Source organism: Burkholderia sp. KCJ3K979, assembly GCF_016759955.1.
In the GTDB taxonomy this organism is placed as follows: Bacteria; Pseudomonadota; Gammaproteobacteria; order Burkholderiales; family Burkholderiaceae; genus Burkholderia; species Burkholderia orbicola.
In genome coordinates, this window is the sequence record NZ_JACFYV010000014.1 from 17988 (window position 1) to 34986 (window position 16999).

Genomic DNA, 16999 nt, shown 5'->3' on the forward strand with positions numbered 1-16999 from the left:
GTTCCGATGTCGTTTTCGTTCTTGCCGGCGCGTCGTGCGCTGGCGGCCACGCTCACCGCCGCGCTCGCCTTCGCGGGCGCGGTCATTCCGCAAGCCGCGCATGCGGAAGGCCGCATCCGCATCGCCGAGCAGTTCGGCGTCGTCTACCTGATGCTGAACGTCGCGCGCGACCAGCAACTGATCGAGAAGGAAGGGCGCAAGGCCGGCCTCGACATCAAGGTCGACTGGGTGCGGCTGTCGGGCGGCGCGGCCGTGAACGACGCGCTGCTGTCCGGCGCGGTGGACATCGCGGGCGCGGGCGTCGGGCCGCTGTTGACCGTGTGGGACCGCACGCGCGGCCGGCAGAACGTGAAGGGCGTCGCGTCGCTCGGCAATTTTCCGTACTACCTCGTGAGCAGCAACCCGAACGTGAAGACGATCGCCGACCTGAGCGCGAAGGACCGCATCGCGGTGCCGGCGGTCGGCGTGTCGGTGCAGTCGCGCGTGCTGCAGTACGCGGCGGCGAAGCAGTGGGGCGACAAGCAGTTCGACAAGCTCGACCCGCTCACGCAGGCGATTCCGCATCCGGACGCGACGGCCGCGATTCTCGCGAACAGCAACGTGATCACCGGCCACTTCGGCAATCCGCCGTTCCAGGAGCAGGAACTCGCCGGCAATCCGAACGCGCACATCGTGCTGAATTCGTATGACGTGCTCGGCGGCCCGAGCTCCGCGACGGTGCTGTACGCGACCGAGAAGTTCCGCGACGACAACCCGAAGACCTACCGCGCGTTCGTCGCCGCGCTGGCCGACGCCGCCCGGCAGATCGCGGCCGATCCGGAGCGCGCGGCCGATACCTATATTCGCGTGAACGGGTCGAAGATCGATCGCGCGCTGCTGCTGAAGATCCTGCGCAATCCACAGGTGCAGTTCAAGACCGCGCCGCAGAACACGCTGCCTCTCGCGCAGTTCATGCATCGCACCGGCGCGATCCGCAACGAACCAAAGTCGTGGCGCGACTACTTCTTCGACGATCCGGCGACGGCCGGCGGCAGTTGAGCGGCGCCGATGCCGTGACGCCGCGATCGACGCTTATGCGTCGGCGCGGTTTCGATATGTACAATCGATGGTTGGTCCGCACGGCGCCCAGCCGTATGTTGATGCTTTTCCCGCAAGAGATTCGATCGTGAACGCCACTTCTCCCCGAACCTGGTTGCCGCCGTATGCGGCACGTGGCGGCGCGTCGCCGGCCGCGTCCGCCGCACCCGATGCTGGTGCCGCCGGGCGGCCGGCGGCGCATGCCGCGCAGGCCGGCGCGCACAGCGAACGCCTGCTCGCCATCGACGCGGTCAGCCTCGAATACCGCAGCGGCGCGCGGATCGTTCGCGCGACGCATCAGGTGAGCTTCGACGTATACGGCAGCGACCGCTTCGTGCTGCTCGGCCCGTCGGGGTGCGGGAAGTCGACGCTGCTGAAGGCGGTCGCCGGCTTCATCGAGCCCGTCTCGGGTTCGATCACGCTCGACGGCCAGCCCGTGCGCGGGCCGGGGCCCGATCGCATCGTCGTGTTCCAGGAGTTCGACCAGTTGCCGCCGTGGAAGACGGTCGTCGAGAACGTCGCGTTTCCGTTGCGCGCCGCCGCGAAGCTGTCGCGCGCCGAAGCACGCGAACGTGCGCTGCACTATCTCGACAAGGTCGGCCTGAGCACGTTTGCCGACGCCTATCCGCATACGCTGTCGGGCGGCATGAAGCAGCGTGTCGCGATTGCGCGGGCGCTGGCGATGCAGCCGCGCGTGCTGCTGATGGACGAACCGTTCGCGGCGCTCGACGCGCTCACGCGCCGCAAGATGCAGGAGGAACTGCTGCGGCTGTGGGACGAATTCCGCTTCACGCTGCTGTTCGTCACGCACTCGATCGAGGAGGCGCTGGTGGTCGGCAACCGGATTCTGCTGCTGTCGCCGCATCCGGGCCGCGTGCGCGCGGAGCTCAACAGTCACGAGCATTCGCTGGAGAACGTCGATACCGGCGACTTCCGCGACAACGTCGCGCGAATCCACCACCTGCTGTTCGACACCGATGCACCGCATGCACCGCACGCAGCGACGACGGAGGACGCCGCATCATGAGTACGATCGATCCGGCCGTGCCGCCGCTGCCGCCCGTGCGTGCCGAATACACACGCACGCTCGATACGCTGCCCGACGTAGAGCGTGCGGCGCCCGCGCCGCTGCTGCGCCGCATCGCCGGCGCCGCCTGGTTTCGCCGCAGCGTCATCGCGCTCGTGCTGATCGCCGCATGGGAGATCGTCGCGCGCATCGTCGCGAACGATCTGCTCGTCCCGACCTTCGGCGCGACGCTGGCCGCGTTCGTGCAGGGCGTCGAGTCGGGCGAACTGCTGGTCAAGACCGGCATCTCGATGTCGGTGCTGCTGCGCGGCTATGCGCTGGGCGTACTGCTGGCGTTCGCGCTGACGTCGCTGGCGGTATCCACGCGCATCGGCCGCGACCTGCTGACGATGCTCACGTCGATGTTCAATCCGCTGCCGTCGATCGCATTGCTGCCGATCGCGCTGCTGTGGTTCGGGCTCGGCACCGGCAGCCTGCTGTTCGTGCTCGTGCATGCGGTGCTGTGGCCGCTCGCGCTCAGCATCTATACCGGCTTCGTCGGCGTGCCCGCCACATTGAAAATGGCCGGGCGCAACTACGGGCTCACGGGCCTGCGCCAGATCGCGCTGATCCTTGTGCCGGCCGCGCTGCCGTCGATCCTGTCGGGCCTGCGCGTGGGCTGGGCCTTCGCGTGGCGCACGCTGATCGCGGCCGAGCTCGTGTTCGGCGCGAGCGCGGGGCAGGGCGGGCTCGGCTGGTACATCTTCCAGAACCGCAACGAGCTGTATACCGACCGCGTGTTCGCGGGCCTCGCGGCGGTCATCGTGATCGGGCTGCTGGTCGAGAATCTGGTGTTCGATACGCTCGAACGCGCGACCGTGCGTCGCTGGGGCATTCAGCACTGACGGGTCGGTCCGCGATCAATCCCGGCGCTTGTATAACGTAAGCTGAAATCGGTTTTTCACGCGCGGCGGGGGCGTCTTTATACTCGGCGGATGCGTGTAACGGACGCCGTGTCGCGCGTTGCCTCGCCCCCGATCTCCCCCAACAAGGACCTGCCGAATGACTGCCCGTGATGCCGTCGATCCGCGCGACGCATTGCGCGACGCGCTTGCCGCGCTGCCCGATCTCGCGACCGCGATCGGCGAGGATGCCGCACCACGCGAGGCGCGTCGCGAACTGCCGTTCGAAGGCTTCGCGCTCTTCCGGCGCTCGGCGCTGGGCGCGCTGCGGATTCCGGTCGAGCGCGGCGGGCTCGGCGGCACGCTGGTCGACCTGTTCGATACGATCGCGACGCTGGCGGCCGCCGATTCGAATCTCGCGCACGCGCTGCGCATCCACTACGACCAGACCGAGACGCTGCGGCTGTCGCCGCGGACGGCGTTCAACGACGTGCAGCTCGAGCGCGTGCTCGCCGGCGCGATCTTCGGCGGCGCGTCGACCGAGCGCGGCACGTCGCGCCCGGGCGAGAACACGACCGTGCTGCGCCGCGACGGCGACCACTACCGCGTGACGGGCCGCAAATACTATTCGACGGGCACCGCGTTCGCCGATTTCGCGCGCATCAACGTGGAGAACGAGCAGGGCGACGCGCTCGCCGTGATCATTCCGGTGGCGCGCGACGGCCTGCAGGTGCTCGACGACTGGGACGGCATGGGCCAGCGCATGACCGCGAGCGGCAGCCTGTTGCTCAACGACGTGCAGGTGTTCGCGGACGAAGTGGTCCCGCGTGACGGGTCGACGCTCGTCGGCCGTCATGGCGGCGCGCTGCGGCAGCTTCATCTCGTCGCGACGGGCGCCGGCATCGTGCGCAACGTGGTGGCCGATGCGCGCCGCTACGTGCTCGCGCATGGCCGTCCCGCGCTGCACAGCCCGGCGCCGACCGCACGCGACGATCATTTCGTCCAGCAGATCGTCGGCGAGCTGTCCGCGCACAGCCATGCGATCGACGCGCTCGTGCGAGAAAACGCGCGTGCGCTCGACCGCTCCGCCGACGCGATCGAAGCCGGCGCCGCCGATGCGGATGCACTCGTGCTCGACAGCGCGCTCGCGACCGCGCGCACGCAACTGATCGTCAGCAAGCTCGCGCTGCATGCGGCCGAGCGGCTGTTCGAAGTGGGCGGCGCGTCGGCGACGGCGCGCGAGCACAACTTCGATCGCCACTGGCGCAACCTGCGCACGATCTTCAGCCACAACCCGTTGCTGCACAAGGCGCGCGTAGTCGGCGATTACGTGCTGAACGGCGTGACCACGCACCTGACCGAAGGGCGCGTGTTCTGACGACGGCCGCCGACGGCTGCTGCTACGCCGTCGTGCCGGGTTTCGGCGTCGGCTTCAACGCCGCAAGCCGGCTTCGCGCAGCAGCGGCAGCACGCGCTCGCCGAAGAAGTCGAGATCGGGCTTGAAATCGTAGAAACTCAACTGGATGCCGTCGATGCCCGCGCGGTGCAGCCGCACGATGGTATCGGCGACTTCTTCGGGCGAGCCGGTGATCGAGATGTTGCCGCCGATCGCGCGCGCGGCCGCCTGCGCACGCTGCTCGAATCCGCCGCGCCACGCGTGCGCGTCGCTGTCGAAGCGGTGGAAGCTGCCTTCGTCCGCATGCGCGACGATCGCGTCACGGTAGGCTCGCGCTTCGGCCGCCGTCTCGCGGCAGATTACGAGCGGATTGAGCAAGGTGCGGATCGTGCGGCCGCGCGCGGCGGCCGCCGCCTTCACGCGGGCGGTATGCGCGGGCAGCGCGTCGATCGCGCGTTCGGCGTCCGGGCCAGCCGGGCTCGTGACGAACACGATGTCCGAATAGCGCGCGGCGAATGCGATGCCCGCATCGGAACCCGTCGCGTTGATCAGCAGCGGGCGGCCGTAGCGTGGCTTCGGCGTCACGAATGCGCCGCCCAGCCCCCAGCTCGACAGCTCGGGCGTGTAGCTGAAATTGTCCGGTTGCGCCCACAACTGCTGGACCGCGTCGAGGAATTCGGCGGCCATCTCGTAGCGCCGGTCGTGTTCGATCCGGTTCCAGCCGAACATCTCGTGCTCGATCGCGCGGTGGCCGGTCACCACGTTGATGCCCCAGCGGCCGCGCGAAATGTGGTCGAGCGTCGCGGTGAACTTCGCGAAATGCAGCGGATGCCACGGCCCGTAGAGCACGTGGCTCGTCGCGACGAGGATGATCCGCTCGGTGCGCGCCGTCAGCGCGGCCAGCGTCATGAACGAGTCGAGCGCCTGGCCGTCGAACACGCCGCCGTAGCCGCCTTTCGGCAACCATTGCGACAGCGCGAACACGAGATCGAAGCCGAGCGCTTCGGCACGGGCCACGAGATCGGCGTTGTAGTCGAACGTCCAGTCGGTCGAGCGCGGCAGCGTCGATGCGCTCCATCCGCCAGCCTGGATCGGCAGGAACAACCCGAGCATCAGCGGCTGCGCGAGCGTGCGCGAGACGGGGCTGTCGGGGAATTCCGCCGGCGAACGAACGTCGACGAACGGCGTCGGCGCGAGCGGGGCGGCGAGGGTGGAATCGCTCATCACAGGGTCCTTGCTGAAAGGTGCGGCGCGACTCGCGCGGGTGCGCGGCCCGATGCGGCGGCAAGTGGACCGAGACGCGTCATAACTTGCCCGGCCTCGGGTCGGGCACGAAGCCGTCGCGGTTCGGCATCCGCACGCGCGGCAGCGTGCGCGCGTCGAGCCGGGCGTCGGCGGGCACGATGCCGTTCAGGTGCAGGACGTACGCGGTGACCGCATAGACGTCGTCCGCGCTCAGCGATTGCGGCGCGTTGTACGGCATCGCGCGGCGAATGTAGTCGAACAGCGTCGTCGCGTAGGGCCAGTAGCTGCCGACCGTCTTTTTGGGCTTCGCGCTGGCGAGCGAGCCGACGCCGCCGACGAGCGGATCGCCTACGCCGCCTTCGCCGCCCGCGCCGTGACACATCGCGCATTTGTCGGCGAACACGTGGCCGCCGCGTGCGACCGTGCCCGCACCGGGCGGCAGGCCGCTGCCGTCCGGTGCGACGTCGATGTCCCACGCGGCGAGCGCCGCGCGATCGATCGGCTGGCCGAGACCGAAGCCGGCGCCGAACGCGCTCGACATCATCGCGCAGGCTGCAAGCAGGCAGGCGAGCGGCTTACGCATTGCGCACCTCGCCGTCCGTGCCGACGCGCCAGTTCTGAATGCCGTTGTGGTGATACTGCGAGTTCAGGCCGCGCGCGGCGACGAGCGCGTCGCGGGTCGGCTGCACGTAGCCGGTCTCGTCGGTCGCACGGCTTTGCAGGTCGGCCGGCTCGCCGCGCCATATCCAGTCGGCCTCGAAGCGCGTCAGCGCACGGTCGCGTACGTCGCCGGCGAGCCGCGCCGGTCGCCACGTGCGGCCGCCGTCGGTCGACACGTCGACGGCGCGAATCCGGCCACGGCCCGACCACGCGTAGCCGCTGATCGGGTAGTAGCCGTGCGCGGCGAGCCGATGGCCGGCCGACGGCCGCGTGATGACCGACTTCGCGTCCATCTCGAACACGAACTGGCGCGCGCAGCCATCCGGCAGCAGATTCGTGTATTTCGACGTTTCCTCGCGCGTCATCTCCGGCGCCCGCACCAGCTTCAGCCGCCGCAGCCACTTGATGTTCGTGTTGCCTTCGAAACCCGGCACGATCAGCCGCACCGGGTAGCCGTTCTCCGGGCGCAGCCGTTCGCCGTTCTGCGCATAGACGACCAGCGCGCGCTCGAGAATCCGGTCGAGCGGCAGGCTGCGCGTCATCGCCGCGCCGTCCGCGCCTTCGGCGAGCAGCCAGCGTGCGTCGGCGTCGATGCCTGTCTCGTCGAGCAGCGTCGACAGCCGGACGCCGGTCCATTCGCAGCACGACAGCAACCCGTGCGTGAACTGAACCGGCAGCCCGCTCGGGCCGTTCCATTCGCTGCCCGTGTTGCCCGAGCATTCGAGGAAGTGAATGCGCGATTCGGACGGAAAGCGCAGCAGGTCGTCGAGCGTGAAGACGCGCGGCTCGCGCACCAGGCCGTGCACGACGACGCGATGGCGTTGCGCATCGATGTCCGGCACGCCCGCGTGATGACGCTCATAGACGAGCCCGTTCGGCGTGATGTCGCCGAACAGGTCGGCGAGCGGCGTCATCGACGAGCCGGAACCGGGCAGCGCCGGCGTGCGGGCGCTGCGGCGAATCACGTCGCGCTCGTGCTGCCCCGGCACGCCGTAGGGTGGCGACAGCAGCGGCGCACCGGGCGTGCGCGTCCACGGCGGCACGTCGAGCGGCTCGCTCGCGAGCGCACCGCCGGCGGGCAGCATCGCGGCTGCCCAGCCGCCGGCGAGCTGGCGCAGCGCCGCACGCCGGCCGGAGCGCGGCGCACGGGGAGGAAAACGGGAATCGGTCATGGTCGAATGCGTGTGGCGCGCGGGAGCCGCGCGGACAAACGATCATTCTCGGCAACCGGGCGCGGCACGGCAAACAACGATTCCCGCTTTGCTTATCGTGACGATTGCGCCGCGCCCGACGCGCGTGCCCTCAGAACTTCACGCGCAGCCCGCTGACGAACGCAAGCTGGCGGTTCGTCGACGACGCGCTGCCGATGTTCGAGATCGCCGCGATCTTGCGATAGCCGCCCGACGTCGCGGTGCTCGCATCGCCGGCCGCGAGCTGGTAGATGCCCGACACGTAGATATCGGTGCGCTTCGACAGCGCATAGTCGAACCCGAGCGTGAACTGGTGCCAGCGCGGCTTCAGCGTCTGGCCGCTCGTGCCCGGCAGGCCGCTCGCGCGCCCGTCGGTAAACGTATAGACGCCGATCAGCGTCGTCGCCGGCGTGATCTGGTAGCGCGCGTTCACGTCGTAGTTGTTGAACTTGCGCGACGAGCCGTCGAGATAGTTGAGCTGCGTGTGGCTCCATGCGAAGCCGAGCGTCGCGGGGCCGAGCGCGTAGTTCGCGCCCACCGCGCCGATCTGCTGCTTCAGTACGCCGCCGTTCAGCCCGTAGAAGAATGCGCCGCTGTAGTCGTTGCCGGTGGTCGAGGTCGCGCCGCCCACCGCGCCGCTGGTGTTCGACGCCGCATTCGGATGATTGAACCGCACATAGCCGCCGCCGATCGACAGCGGGCCGTTCACGTAGTTCGCCGATGCGCCCCACGCGTTGTTGTTCGAGAACCCGGTGCCCGTGCCGCCATTGGCCTGGTTGCTGAATGCATAGAGCAGATCGGCCGTGAAGCCGGCGATCGTGTCGCTGCGGAACTTCACCGCGTTGTTCAACCGGAAGCTCTGGTTCAGGTTGTCGTTGTCGCCCACGTGCGTGGCAGGCGACCAGAAACCCGCTCCCGAATACTGCGCGACGAGATCGGTGATCGGCTCGTACTGACGGCCGAACGTCAGCGTGCCGAGGCCTTTCTGGCCGAGGCCCACGTACGCGGACCGGCCGAACAGGCGGCCGCCCTGGCCGAGCCCGCCGTCGCTCGGCCGGAAACCGCTTTCCAGCGTGAAGACCGCCTGCAGGCCGCCGCCGAGATCTTCCGCGCCTTTCAGGCCCCAGCGGCTGCCGCTCAGCTTGCCGCTCGTCTGCTGGATGTTGCTCGCGCCGCCCTGGTTGTTCGTGTACGCGATGCCGGCGTCGACCACGCCGTACAACGTCACCGAACTCTGCGCCTGCGCGCTGACCGAACCGATCGACACCAAACCCAGTACCACCGTTTTTTTGATCATGACCATCCTCTGTTTTTATCAGTACGTTTGCGAGGATCACGATGCTATTGACGACCGACGCGCCGATGAACGGCCGATCCGTGGTTTGTAAATCGCGGCGGGGCCGATTTGCAATGTGCGTTGCCGCCGGCCCGACAGGTGTGTCGCGATCGCGTCCGGCGCGCCTGCTGCGGCGAACGCATCGCGCGGACCGCGAACGTCGCCCGCTGGAAACGACCATGCGCGGTCATATCGATCGATGAAATCATTCGATGTCCGCAATATCCGTCGTTCGCAGGACGATGCGTTTACGCAACGGCCCGCTAGGCGACCACTGGCCGATGCGCTATGCGCGTTCGCATATCGATTCCGCAAAACGTTGGTAGGGCCGAGCGAGGTGCGACGGTAGAGTCTGGCATCCGGCGCTGACCGGGCATGCCTCGGGAACGGCAGGGCGCACGGGTGCGCACGCTTCCCGACTGGATCGATCAACGAGAAAGGAGCCGTTCGACATGAGTCGCGATGTACTGTTTCTGCTGGAACCGGGCTTTGCCGATCCGAAGCATCCGGGCCGGCGCTTCGTCTGTCCGCATGGCTTGCCGATCGAGGGGTTGTTGGCGAGCGCACCGGATCTCGCCGCGCGCCTCGACGTGAAGCGCGTCGGCTTCGAGCGGCCGCGGCCGGCGGTGATCGACGCGCTCGACGACGCCCACCAGGGCCTGCCGGTGCTCGTGCTGGGCCGCGACCAGCCCGCGCCGGACGACGCGCAGACGCTCGGCGACGTGCGCTTCGTCACCGACGCGCGCCGCATCCTCGAACTGCTGGCCGAGCGCCACGGTTTCCCGGCGCTGCATTGACGCGGCGGTTTCACTTCCTTCTCATCCGATCGACAGGAGCATCCGATGTCGTCAATGTCGGCGGCACGTCGCCGCCTGCTGCTTGCCGGCGCCGCCATCGCGGCGCACCCATTGGCCGCGTTCGCCGCGCCGGCCGCCGACGCCGATCTGGCCGGCACGACGTTGCGCGTCGCGACCTACAAGGGAGGTTGGCGCGCGCTGTTGCAGGCGGCCGGGCTCGCCGACACGCCGTACCGGATCGACTGGCGCGAACTGAACAACGGCGTGCTGCATATCGAGGCGCTCAATGCGGACGCGCTCGATATCGGTTCGGGTAGCGAAATTCCGGCCGTGTTCGCCGCGCGCCAGAAAGCCAACGTGCGATTCATCTCGCGCGTGCGCGAAGACCTGAACAACCAGGTCACGCTCGCGCGAAAGGACACGTCGATCCGCAGCATCGCGGACCTGAAGGGCAAGCGCGTCGGCTACGTGCGCGCGACGACGTCGCACTATTTCCTGTATCGACAGCTGGCGGAAGCCGGCCTGACCTTCGACGACATCCAGCCGATCAACCTGTCGCCGACCGACGGGCTGTCCGCGTACGATCGCGGCGACATCGATGCGTGGGCGATCTACGGCTACAACGGCCAGCTCGCGCGCAATCGTTACGACGCCCGTGTGCTGAAGACGGGGAAGGGGTATCTGTCGGGCAATTTTCCGGTGTACGCGAATCCGCGCACACTCGACGATGCGCGTCGCCGCGCGGCGACGGGCGATCTGCTGCTGCGGTTTCGACGTGCGTATGCGTGGGCGAACGGGCATTTCCGCGACTATGCGCTCGCGCAGAATCGCGAGACGCGTGTGCCGGTTGCCGATCTCGTCGCGATGTTCGACCAGCGCAGCGAAGACTTCGCGCTGTTGCCGGTGACGCCCGACGTGGTCGCGCAGCACCAGCAGGTCGCGGACGTGTTTGCCCGCATCGGCGTGCTGGACGGGCCGGCCCATGTCGCGCCGTTCTGGGACACGTCGTTCAATTCGGTGGTTGCGGCGGGGTGATGCGATGAAACGGAGGGGGCGCGTGCGGGGTCGCCCGATATGTGCCGGTTCGCGTTCGTCAAACGGCGAAAATCCGCCGCTGGTAGTCGAGGATCAGGCGATCGATGTCCTGATCGGCGCGTCGCGGCTGGCTTTTCGGCTCGAGCCACAGCCACCGCATCATCCGGTAGCGCGCCTCGACGCACATCAGCCATGCGTCCCAGTCCGACCAGTGTCGCAGCAACGGGATGTCGCGAATGTCGCGCAGCCCGTCGCGGATCTCGTACACGTTGAAGTACTTGCCCGCACGCTGGCTCAATTCGTCGAAGGCGCGTGCGGCCTGCTCCGGGTCGGAAAGCAGGAAGTCGTGGATTTCGATGATCACGTGGCTGCCGGAGAGCTGTTCCAGCAGCGCATCGTCGAACAGGTCGAACTCCGCGCCTTCGATATCGCACAGGATGACCCGTCCGGCCGGCTCCCCGCCGTGCTCCGACAGAATCGCGGGCAAGTCGCGATCGGCCTTGCCGAAGACCGCGACGCGGTCCGCCAGCCCCATTTCCGCGGCGCGGTGCTGGATTGCGTGGCGGCGCTGCTCGTCCATCTCGAAACACAGGCTGCGCGCAAAGACGTTGTTCCTGACCAGGCCGATGCCGAAAATCCCGTCGGCGGCGCCGAGGTCGACCAACACCTTCTCCGGCGATCCGAGCGCTTCGAGGATCGCGCAAACGGCGATCTCGTAGGTGCCGAGCAGATAGCCGCCGACCGCGACTTCCGCCCAGTGACTGAAGCCGATCGGAAAACCGCGCAGGATGCCGTACTGGACGATCGAGCCCGTCTGCTCGCGCAGCAACTGCGACAGATAGTGCAGGCGAAGATTCGCGGCCTGGATCGAGCTTTGGCTGAAATACTGCGCGTGGTCCATTTTTATCGTTCTCTCGGGTGAGGAAGCGCGTGGGGAAGGGCGGCGATGGCGGGAGACTTCCGTCGTCATTCCGCCTGGGACCAGAATATAGCGCGTTGTCGGCTCGCTCAGGAAGCCGGCTGCCTGGGCGGTGCCGTCGATACGATGGAAGGGAGCACGGCAGCGTCCGGTCGAACGATTCGCGAATACGCCGGCCACGTTGGAGGCGGCACGCCTGGCAGCATATGGAATGCGTACCCGTCGAGCGCCCCTTCGTCTGTCGGACCGCAAGGACGCACGATCCACCGACCAACCGCCTGCATACGCAGACGATCGGTCGGCACCTTCCCGTCATTCACCCGAACGCCGCATGACTACGGCCGAATCGCTTTTCTCCGAAGCGAAATCCCGCCACGCGGCTTCCGGGATTCGACGCGTTCATACAAACACGGTCAGTTCACCCCCACCGCACTCCACGCGCGCGCGACCGTCGCGCTCTCGGCCGAATTCGCGCCATACAGGTCGTTTGCCGCCTGGATCGACGCACGCCGCGCGTTCGGATAGCTCGAGTTGGCGTTCAGGTACACGGTCAGCGTCCGGTACCAGATCTTGCCGGCCTTGTCGCGACCCAGCCCGCTGAAGGTCGTGTCGCCGTTGCAGACCAGTTGCGCTCTCGACAGGCCGGTGTCGGTCGACGGCACCGACGGGCCTTCCGACAGCAGATAGAAGAAGCGGTTGCCGACCCCCGACGAGAAATGCGGATCGTGGCGCGGATTCGACCACGAGAAGCCGCCGGACGGATAGCAGCTGAACGACCGGCCGTCGAGATCCTGCTTGTACATCTTGCGCAGGCCGCCGCTCACCACGCGTGCACCGATCACGTAGTTGCCGGGATCGTTCGGGTTGTTCGCGTAGAACTTCACGAGCGTGCCGAAGATGTCGGACGTCGATTCGTTCAGGCCGCCCGCGTCACCCGAATAGTTCAGGTTGGCGGTGGCTTCGGTCACGCCGTGGCTCATCTCGTGCCCGGCGACGTCGACCGACACCACGGGTTTCGGCAGGCGCGTGCCAGGTTCGCCGTCGCCGTATGCCATCACGCGCGACGACAGCCATGCCGCGTTCGCGCCCGTCGTGCCGCTGCCGGTATTGAACACCACGTGCGCGTAGCTCTTCACGCCGCGGCCGTCGTTGAAGATGCCGTTGCGGTTGTGCGTGGTCTTGTAGTAGTCCCAAGTCAATGCCAGCCCGTAGTCGATGTCTGCCGCGACGGTCTGCCGATCGGTGGTCGTGTTGTTGCCCCACACGTTCGTGCTGCTCGTGAAGATCGGCAGGTCGGTCGCTTGCTCGACTTCGTCCGAGCTCAGGCCGCGACCATCGTAGACCGAGCCGCCGCCGCGCCCCGGATCGAGCATCCGGTACGCGTTCGTGCCGGTCTGGTCCGTCGTGAGCGTCAGGTTGCCGTAGTACAGCGAGCGGCCGGTGCCGGTCGCGGCGGCGGTCTTGATCAGGTCCTGTGCGTCGAGCACGGTGCCGGTGCGTGCGTCGACGTAGTACAGCACGGCGTCGCCATGCGTGTCGGTTGCCTTGCCGTAGACGCGTACCGCGTAGGCCAGCGTCGGCGTGACGTCGCGTGCGAACACGACCAGCTCCGCGTCCTCGACGCGGCGCACGTCCGAGTTGAAGCGTGCGGCCGCGATGTGTCTCGCGCGCGTCGCACCCACGTCGGGGGCGTTGCGTACCACGGCGCGGTTCCCGACCTTGCCGACCGTGCCGGCGAGGTTGATCGGCGCGAGCTGGGTCACGCTGGCCTGCTTCAGTTGCCCCTTGCTCGAATGGACGACCACGTCGCCGCCGATCACGGGCAGGCCCGCATGGAACCGGTCGAAGCGCACGTGCTCGGTGCCGTCGGGATCGACGATCACGTCACGTACCTGGAACTGATCGCCGTCGGTCGGTGCGGCTGCTTGCGGCCCCGCGAACTTCAACGTGCGTGCCGTGCCGCTGACGGCCACGCTGAAGGCGGCCGGGTTCTGCTGGATCAGTTGCAGTGCCTTGTCGACCGCGGCCGGCTGGTCGCCGGCCTGGGCAAAAGCGCTGAGACTCGCGACGGTAATCGCGGTGATGGGCAGCAGTCGAGACAGTTTCTTCATGTAATTCCCCAGGTTATGGATGGGTTTGTTCGAGGAATGCATCAAGTGATGACTTTTAAACAAGACATGTCGCGAACAGCAGGGGGATGCTAGAAGGTCGTTTTTATAATTACAAGATATTTTCTTTGAGATTAATTTTTCATGTCGTCGCCGTCAATCAAGTCGGGATTTGGTGAGGGATTTGAAATGATCGTTGCTGATGGGTAGCGGGAACGGGAGAGCGACGCATCGACAGCGTGTGGCTGCGCACGGCCTCTGGCCGAGACGGGTGTGTGCCGGGCATGTAAGAAGGCCGCGGGGATGTGAAGCCAGGTTAAAGAGATACCTGGATTTCCGTTTATTGAATATTGGTTTTGATTGTTTCCGTCTCATGCGCCATAAAATTAATTTCCAAGCCTTTGATATTTTATATTTCTGCCGCGCCTTCATTAAAATTGCAATGGATGTCGGGCGAGCGACGGTCACCTGACAATAGCCAGGTGGTGATTGATTGAGGTGTTTTGCGAATGGGTTGTATCGGTTCGATGAGAGCACACCGGGTTTTACAGATACGAATCTGGACGAACGACGGGTGCTGATGCCTCACTGCAATGTTCGACTCTTCGGGTGACCGCAGTCGCTGCGCACGATGACCACGGGAACATAAATTGACATAATGCGTATTATCAATTTAAAAGGGTCGAATCCCCGGAATTCCCAACCAGGATTGATCTCAACCCGGCCGTCGGCCAGTACCCGTGGAAAAGGCATGGATATTGCCCCGTAGCCTCATCTTTCCGAGTCAAAAACAGGAGAACCGATGAGCGATCCCACCGCACATTCCCGCACGACCGCCAAAGCGGTGCCGCCCCCGCGAGACCCGCATCTACGCGCGCTGGCGAACTGTATTCGCTTCCTTGCAATGGATGCAGTACAGAATGCCAACAGCGGCCATCCTGGTGCGCCAATGGGGCTGGCCGACGTTGCGACGGTCCTGTTCAAGGAGTTCATGCAATTTGATGCATCCGCCCCCCACTGGATCGATCGGGATCGGTTGGTCCTTTCCAACGGACACGCATCGATGCTCCTCTACAGCCTGCTCTATCTCACGGGCTATGCCGACATGACCCTCGACGAGCTCAAACGCTTCCGGCAAGTCGGCAGCAAGACGCCGGGGCATCCGGAGTACTCGCACGCCGATGGAATCGAACTGACGACCGGTCCCCTCGGGCAAGGCATCGCGGAATCCGTCGGCATGGCGTTGGCCGAGCGCGTCATGAATGCGCAGTTCGGCGATGATCTCGTCGATCACTACACGTACGTATTTCTCGGCGACGGTTGCCTGATGGAAGGCATCAGCCACGAGGCCATTTCGTTGGCCGGCCACCTCCGGTTGGGCAGACTGATCGCGTTCTGGGACAACAATTCGATTTCCATCGACGGCGCCACGAAACTCGCGGTCTCGGACAACGAGATCGAGCGCTTTCACTCGGCTAGGTGGCACGTCCTGGAAATCGACGGTCACGACACGGATGCGATACGGCGCGCGATCGAGACCGCCAGGACAACGCATGACAGACCGACGTTGATCGCATGCAGGACGATCATCGGGTTCGGCTTTCCGACGAAGGCTGGCACCGAGAAAGCCCACAGCGATGCCCCGGGCGAGGATGAAATCGCGGGCGCACGCCAGGCCCTCGATTGGCATTCGCCGCCGTTCGAAATCCCGGATGACCTGTTGAAAGCATGGCGGGAGATCGGGGCGCGCGGCCGCACGGCAAGACTCGCGTGGGATGAGCGTGTCCGCCGGGCGCCGCAGGCGCTGCGTACCGAATTCGACCGACGTAATGCCGGAAAGCTTCCGGATGACTGGAAGACGGCGATTGCGGCAGCACGGCAGGCGTTTGTTGCCTCAGGCAGTGCAATGGCCACCCGCAAGGCCAGCGGTGAAGTGCTTGATCTTCTCTTCGACGCGATTCCGGAATTGCTGGGCGGCTCGGCGGATCTTACGCAGTCCAACAATACGAAGACGAAGAACCAGATCGCGATCGAGCCCGGGCAGTTCAAGGGTTCATATGTCCACTACGGCGTCCGCGAACACGGCATGGCCGCCGCCATGAACGGCATTGCCCTTCACGGCGGCCTCATTCCGTACGGTGGCACCTTTCTCTGTTTTTCGGACTACTGCCGTCCGGCGATCCGCTTGAGCGCGATGATGCGGGTGCGCGCCATCTTCGTGATGACGCACGATTCCATCGGTCTCGGAGAAGATGGCCCGACGCATCAACCCGTCGAGCACCTTGCCGCCCTTCGGGCCATTCCCCAACTCGCCGTCTATCGGCCGGCCGATCCAGTCGAAACGGCAGAGTGCTGGGAGCTGATTCTCGAACAGCCCCGCAGGGCTGCGCTGCTCGCATTGTCACGACAGCCGGTCCCGCTCCTGCGCAACGAGCCCGGAAACGAAAACAAGTCGGCGCGCGGCGCCTATGTCTTGCGGGAGGCCGATGGCGGGCCGCGCCGACTCACGCTGCTCGCGACAGGCTCGGAGGTCGACCTCGCCGTCCAGGCACGCGACATCCTGCAGCAGGAAGGCGTGCCGACGGCCGTCGTATCGATGCCGTGCCGCCTGCTCTTCGAGGAGCAACCACGCGATTACCAGCGGGCCGTGCTGGGCACTTCTCCCGCGAGAGTCGCGGTCGAGGCGGCGGTCGAACTGGGATGGGAGCGGTACCTCGGACCGGAAGGCCGGTTCGTCGGCATGCACAGCTTCGGCGAGTCGGGGAAAATCAAGGACGTGTACAAAAAATTCGACATCACGGTCGATGCGGTCGTTCGAGCGGCGCATCAGGTGCTATCCGAAGTGTGACATTGCTGCGATCCACTTATGGGCGCGAAGACTTGACGTTCCGGGCGAAAGCCCACATGAAGACGGGGCGCCCCGGATTTTCGGCAGCGCCCACGCGTAGCGTTAGAATAGCGCCCCTTCTCATGGGAGACGACAATGTCCTGGTTCGTTTATGAAGTGCCCGAATACCACGAAGACGCCGCGCGCATCGAACCTTTCAGCGAGCTGCGTAGCCGCGTGCTGAAAGCCGGCGGCCCGGCCATGGCAGACGACCTGGAAAGCGTTCGCGAAAACGCCGCGGCGACAGCGGACACGCCGGAGCGCCCGCTGCGTACCCCGGAAAATCCGCAGGTCTTTCCGATTCCTTACGCCGACTCCATGATCCTGGTCGGGTTCATCTTCGACCTGAAGCGCGAATTCCGGCAACTGGTCGTGTCGCCCGTGGAAATGCCCTGGCTGAAAGAAGCGTAACGCGTGGCGCAGGCGGGATGCCACACCGGG

At 66.2% G+C, this 16999-nt stretch carries 14 protein-coding genes; 8 read left to right on the forward strand and 6 right to left on the reverse strand.

Translation table 11 applies throughout. The features are described 5' to 3' along the window. Positions 1–6 precede the first annotated feature (6 nt). From H3O04_RS05610 to H3O04_RS05625, 4 genes are all read left to right on the forward strand, one after another. The gene (locus tag H3O04_RS05610) at positions 7–1038 is read left to right on the forward strand and encodes an ABC transporter substrate-binding protein (RefSeq protein WP_011545454.1); all 1032 of its coding nucleotides are present in this window, start codon (positions 7–9) and stop codon (positions 1036–1038) included. Between the two features lie 67 nt (positions 1039–1105). Further along, positions 1106–2104, forward strand: coding sequence for an ABC transporter ATP-binding protein (locus H3O04_RS05615; protein ID WP_202587298.1), 999 nt, complete (start codon positions 1106–1108; stop codon positions 2102–2104). After that, positions 2101–2988, forward strand: coding sequence for an ABC transporter permease (locus tag H3O04_RS05620; protein WP_202587299.1), 888 nt, complete (start codon positions 2101–2103; stop codon positions 2986–2988). Before H3O04_RS05615 ends, H3O04_RS05620 begins: the two co-directional genes overlap by 4 nt. Positions 2989–3145: 157 nt before the next feature. After that, positions 3146–4363, forward strand: coding sequence for an acyl-CoA dehydrogenase family protein (locus tag H3O04_RS05625; protein WP_202587300.1), 1218 nt, complete (start codon positions 3146–3148; stop codon positions 4361–4363). 54 nt (positions 4364–4417) lie between these two features. On the opposite strand, the gene H3O04_RS05630 is transcribed toward H3O04_RS05625, so the two are convergent. The 4 genes from H3O04_RS05630 to H3O04_RS05645 all read right to left on the reverse strand — a co-directional run bounded on the left by H3O04_RS05630 (position 4418) and on the right by H3O04_RS05645 (position 8773). Continuing rightward, on the reverse strand, positions 4418–5605 hold the full coding sequence (locus H3O04_RS05630) for an LLM class flavin-dependent oxidoreductase (RefSeq protein WP_202587301.1): 1188 nt from the start codon (positions 5603–5605) through the stop codon (positions 4418–4420). Between the two features lie 79 nt (positions 5606–5684). Beyond that, positions 5685–6209 carry a c-type cytochrome gene (locus tag H3O04_RS05635; RefSeq protein ID WP_202587302.1) on the reverse strand — a complete coding sequence of 175 codons (525 nt, stop codon included), beginning with the start codon at positions 6207–6209 and terminating at the stop codon, positions 5685–5687. Next, positions 6202–7458 carry a sulfite dehydrogenase gene (soxC, locus tag H3O04_RS05640; RefSeq protein ID WP_202587303.1) on the reverse strand — a complete coding sequence of 419 codons (1257 nt, stop codon included), beginning with the start codon at positions 7456–7458 and terminating at the stop codon, positions 6202–6204. Before soxC ends, H3O04_RS05635 begins: the two co-directional genes overlap by 8 nt. Positions 7459–7588: 130 nt before the next feature. Next, positions 7589–8773 (reverse strand): porin, encoded by a 1185-nt coding sequence (locus H3O04_RS05645; protein ID WP_023476617.1) that lies wholly within the window; start codon positions 8771–8773, stop codon positions 7589–7591. Between the two features lie 491 nt (positions 8774–9264). On the opposite strand from H3O04_RS05645, the gene H3O04_RS05650 reads away from it, so the two are divergent. Next, positions 9265–9609: a DUF3088 domain-containing protein gene (locus tag H3O04_RS05650; protein WP_006481258.1), complete on the forward strand. Its 345-nt coding sequence runs from the start codon at positions 9265–9267 to the stop codon at positions 9607–9609. 45 nt (positions 9610–9654) lie between these two features. Then, positions 9655–10644 carry an ABC transporter substrate-binding protein gene (locus H3O04_RS05655; RefSeq protein WP_023476618.1) on the forward strand — a complete coding sequence of 330 codons (990 nt, stop codon included), beginning with the start codon at positions 9655–9657 and terminating at the stop codon, positions 10642–10644. A 58-nt stretch (positions 10645–10702) separates the two neighbouring features. On the opposite strand, the gene H3O04_RS05660 is transcribed toward H3O04_RS05655, so the two are convergent. Further along, a complete protein-coding gene (locus H3O04_RS05660; RefSeq protein ID WP_334028551.1) occupies positions 10703–11743 on the reverse strand; it encodes a hypothetical protein in 1041 nt (346 codons plus the stop codon). A gap of 233 nt (positions 11744–11976) precedes the next feature. Continuing rightward, positions 11977–13674 carry a M4 family metallopeptidase gene (locus tag H3O04_RS05665; RefSeq protein WP_023476620.1) on the reverse strand — a complete coding sequence of 566 codons (1698 nt, stop codon included), beginning with the start codon at positions 13672–13674 and terminating at the stop codon, positions 11977–11979. 799 nt (positions 13675–14473) lie between these two features. On the opposite strand from H3O04_RS05665, the gene tkt reads away from it, so the two are divergent. After that, a complete protein-coding gene (tkt, locus tag H3O04_RS05670; RefSeq protein ID WP_202587304.1) occupies positions 14474–16519 on the forward strand; it encodes a transketolase in 2046 nt (681 codons plus the stop codon). 135 nt (positions 16520–16654) lie between these two features. After that, entirely contained in the window at positions 16655–16969 is a 315-nt protein-coding gene (locus tag H3O04_RS05675; RefSeq protein WP_006481253.1) for a hypothetical protein, read from the forward strand. The last annotated feature ends 30 nt before the right edge of the window (positions 16970–16999 follow it).

Coding starts and splice junctions, on each gene's coding strand:
- H3O04_RS05610 (WP_011545454.1), top strand. CDS start 7: ATGTCGTTTTCGTTCTTGCCGGCGCGTCGTGCGCTGGCGGCCACGCTC.
- H3O04_RS05615 (WP_202587298.1), top strand. CDS start 1,106: ATGGTTGGTCCGCACGGCGCCCAGCCGTATGTTGATGCTTTTCCCGCA.
- H3O04_RS05620 (WP_202587299.1), top strand. CDS start 2,101: ATGAGTACGATCGATCCGGCCGTGCCGCCGCTGCCGCCCGTGCGTGCC.
- H3O04_RS05625 (WP_202587300.1), top strand. CDS start 3,146: ATGACTGCCCGTGATGCCGTCGATCCGCGCGACGCATTGCGCGACGCG.
- H3O04_RS05630 (WP_202587301.1), bottom strand. CDS start 5,605: ATGAGCGATTCCACCCTCGCCGCCCCGCTCGCGCCGACGCCGTTCGTC.
- H3O04_RS05635 (WP_202587302.1), bottom strand. CDS start 6,209: ATGCGTAAGCCGCTCGCCTGCCTGCTTGCAGCCTGCGCGATGATGTCG.
- soxC (WP_202587303.1), bottom strand. CDS start 7,458: ATGACCGATTCCCGTTTTCCTCCCCGTGCGCCGCGCTCCGGCCGGCGT.
- H3O04_RS05645 (WP_023476617.1), bottom strand. CDS start 8,773: ATGATCAAAAAAACGGTGGTACTGGGTTTGGTGTCGATCGGTTCGGTC.
- H3O04_RS05650 (WP_006481258.1), top strand. CDS start 9,265: ATGAGTCGCGATGTACTGTTTCTGCTGGAACCGGGCTTTGCCGATCCG.
- H3O04_RS05655 (WP_023476618.1), top strand. CDS start 9,655: ATGTCGTCAATGTCGGCGGCACGTCGCCGCCTGCTGCTTGCCGGCGCC.
- H3O04_RS05665 (WP_023476620.1), bottom strand. CDS start 13,674: ATGAAGAAACTGTCTCGACTGCTGCCCATCACCGCGATTACCGTCGCG.
- tkt (WP_202587304.1), top strand. CDS start 14,474: ATGAGCGATCCCACCGCACATTCCCGCACGACCGCCAAAGCGGTGCCG.
- H3O04_RS05675 (WP_006481253.1), top strand. CDS start 16,655: ATGTCCTGGTTCGTTTATGAAGTGCCCGAATACCACGAAGACGCCGCG.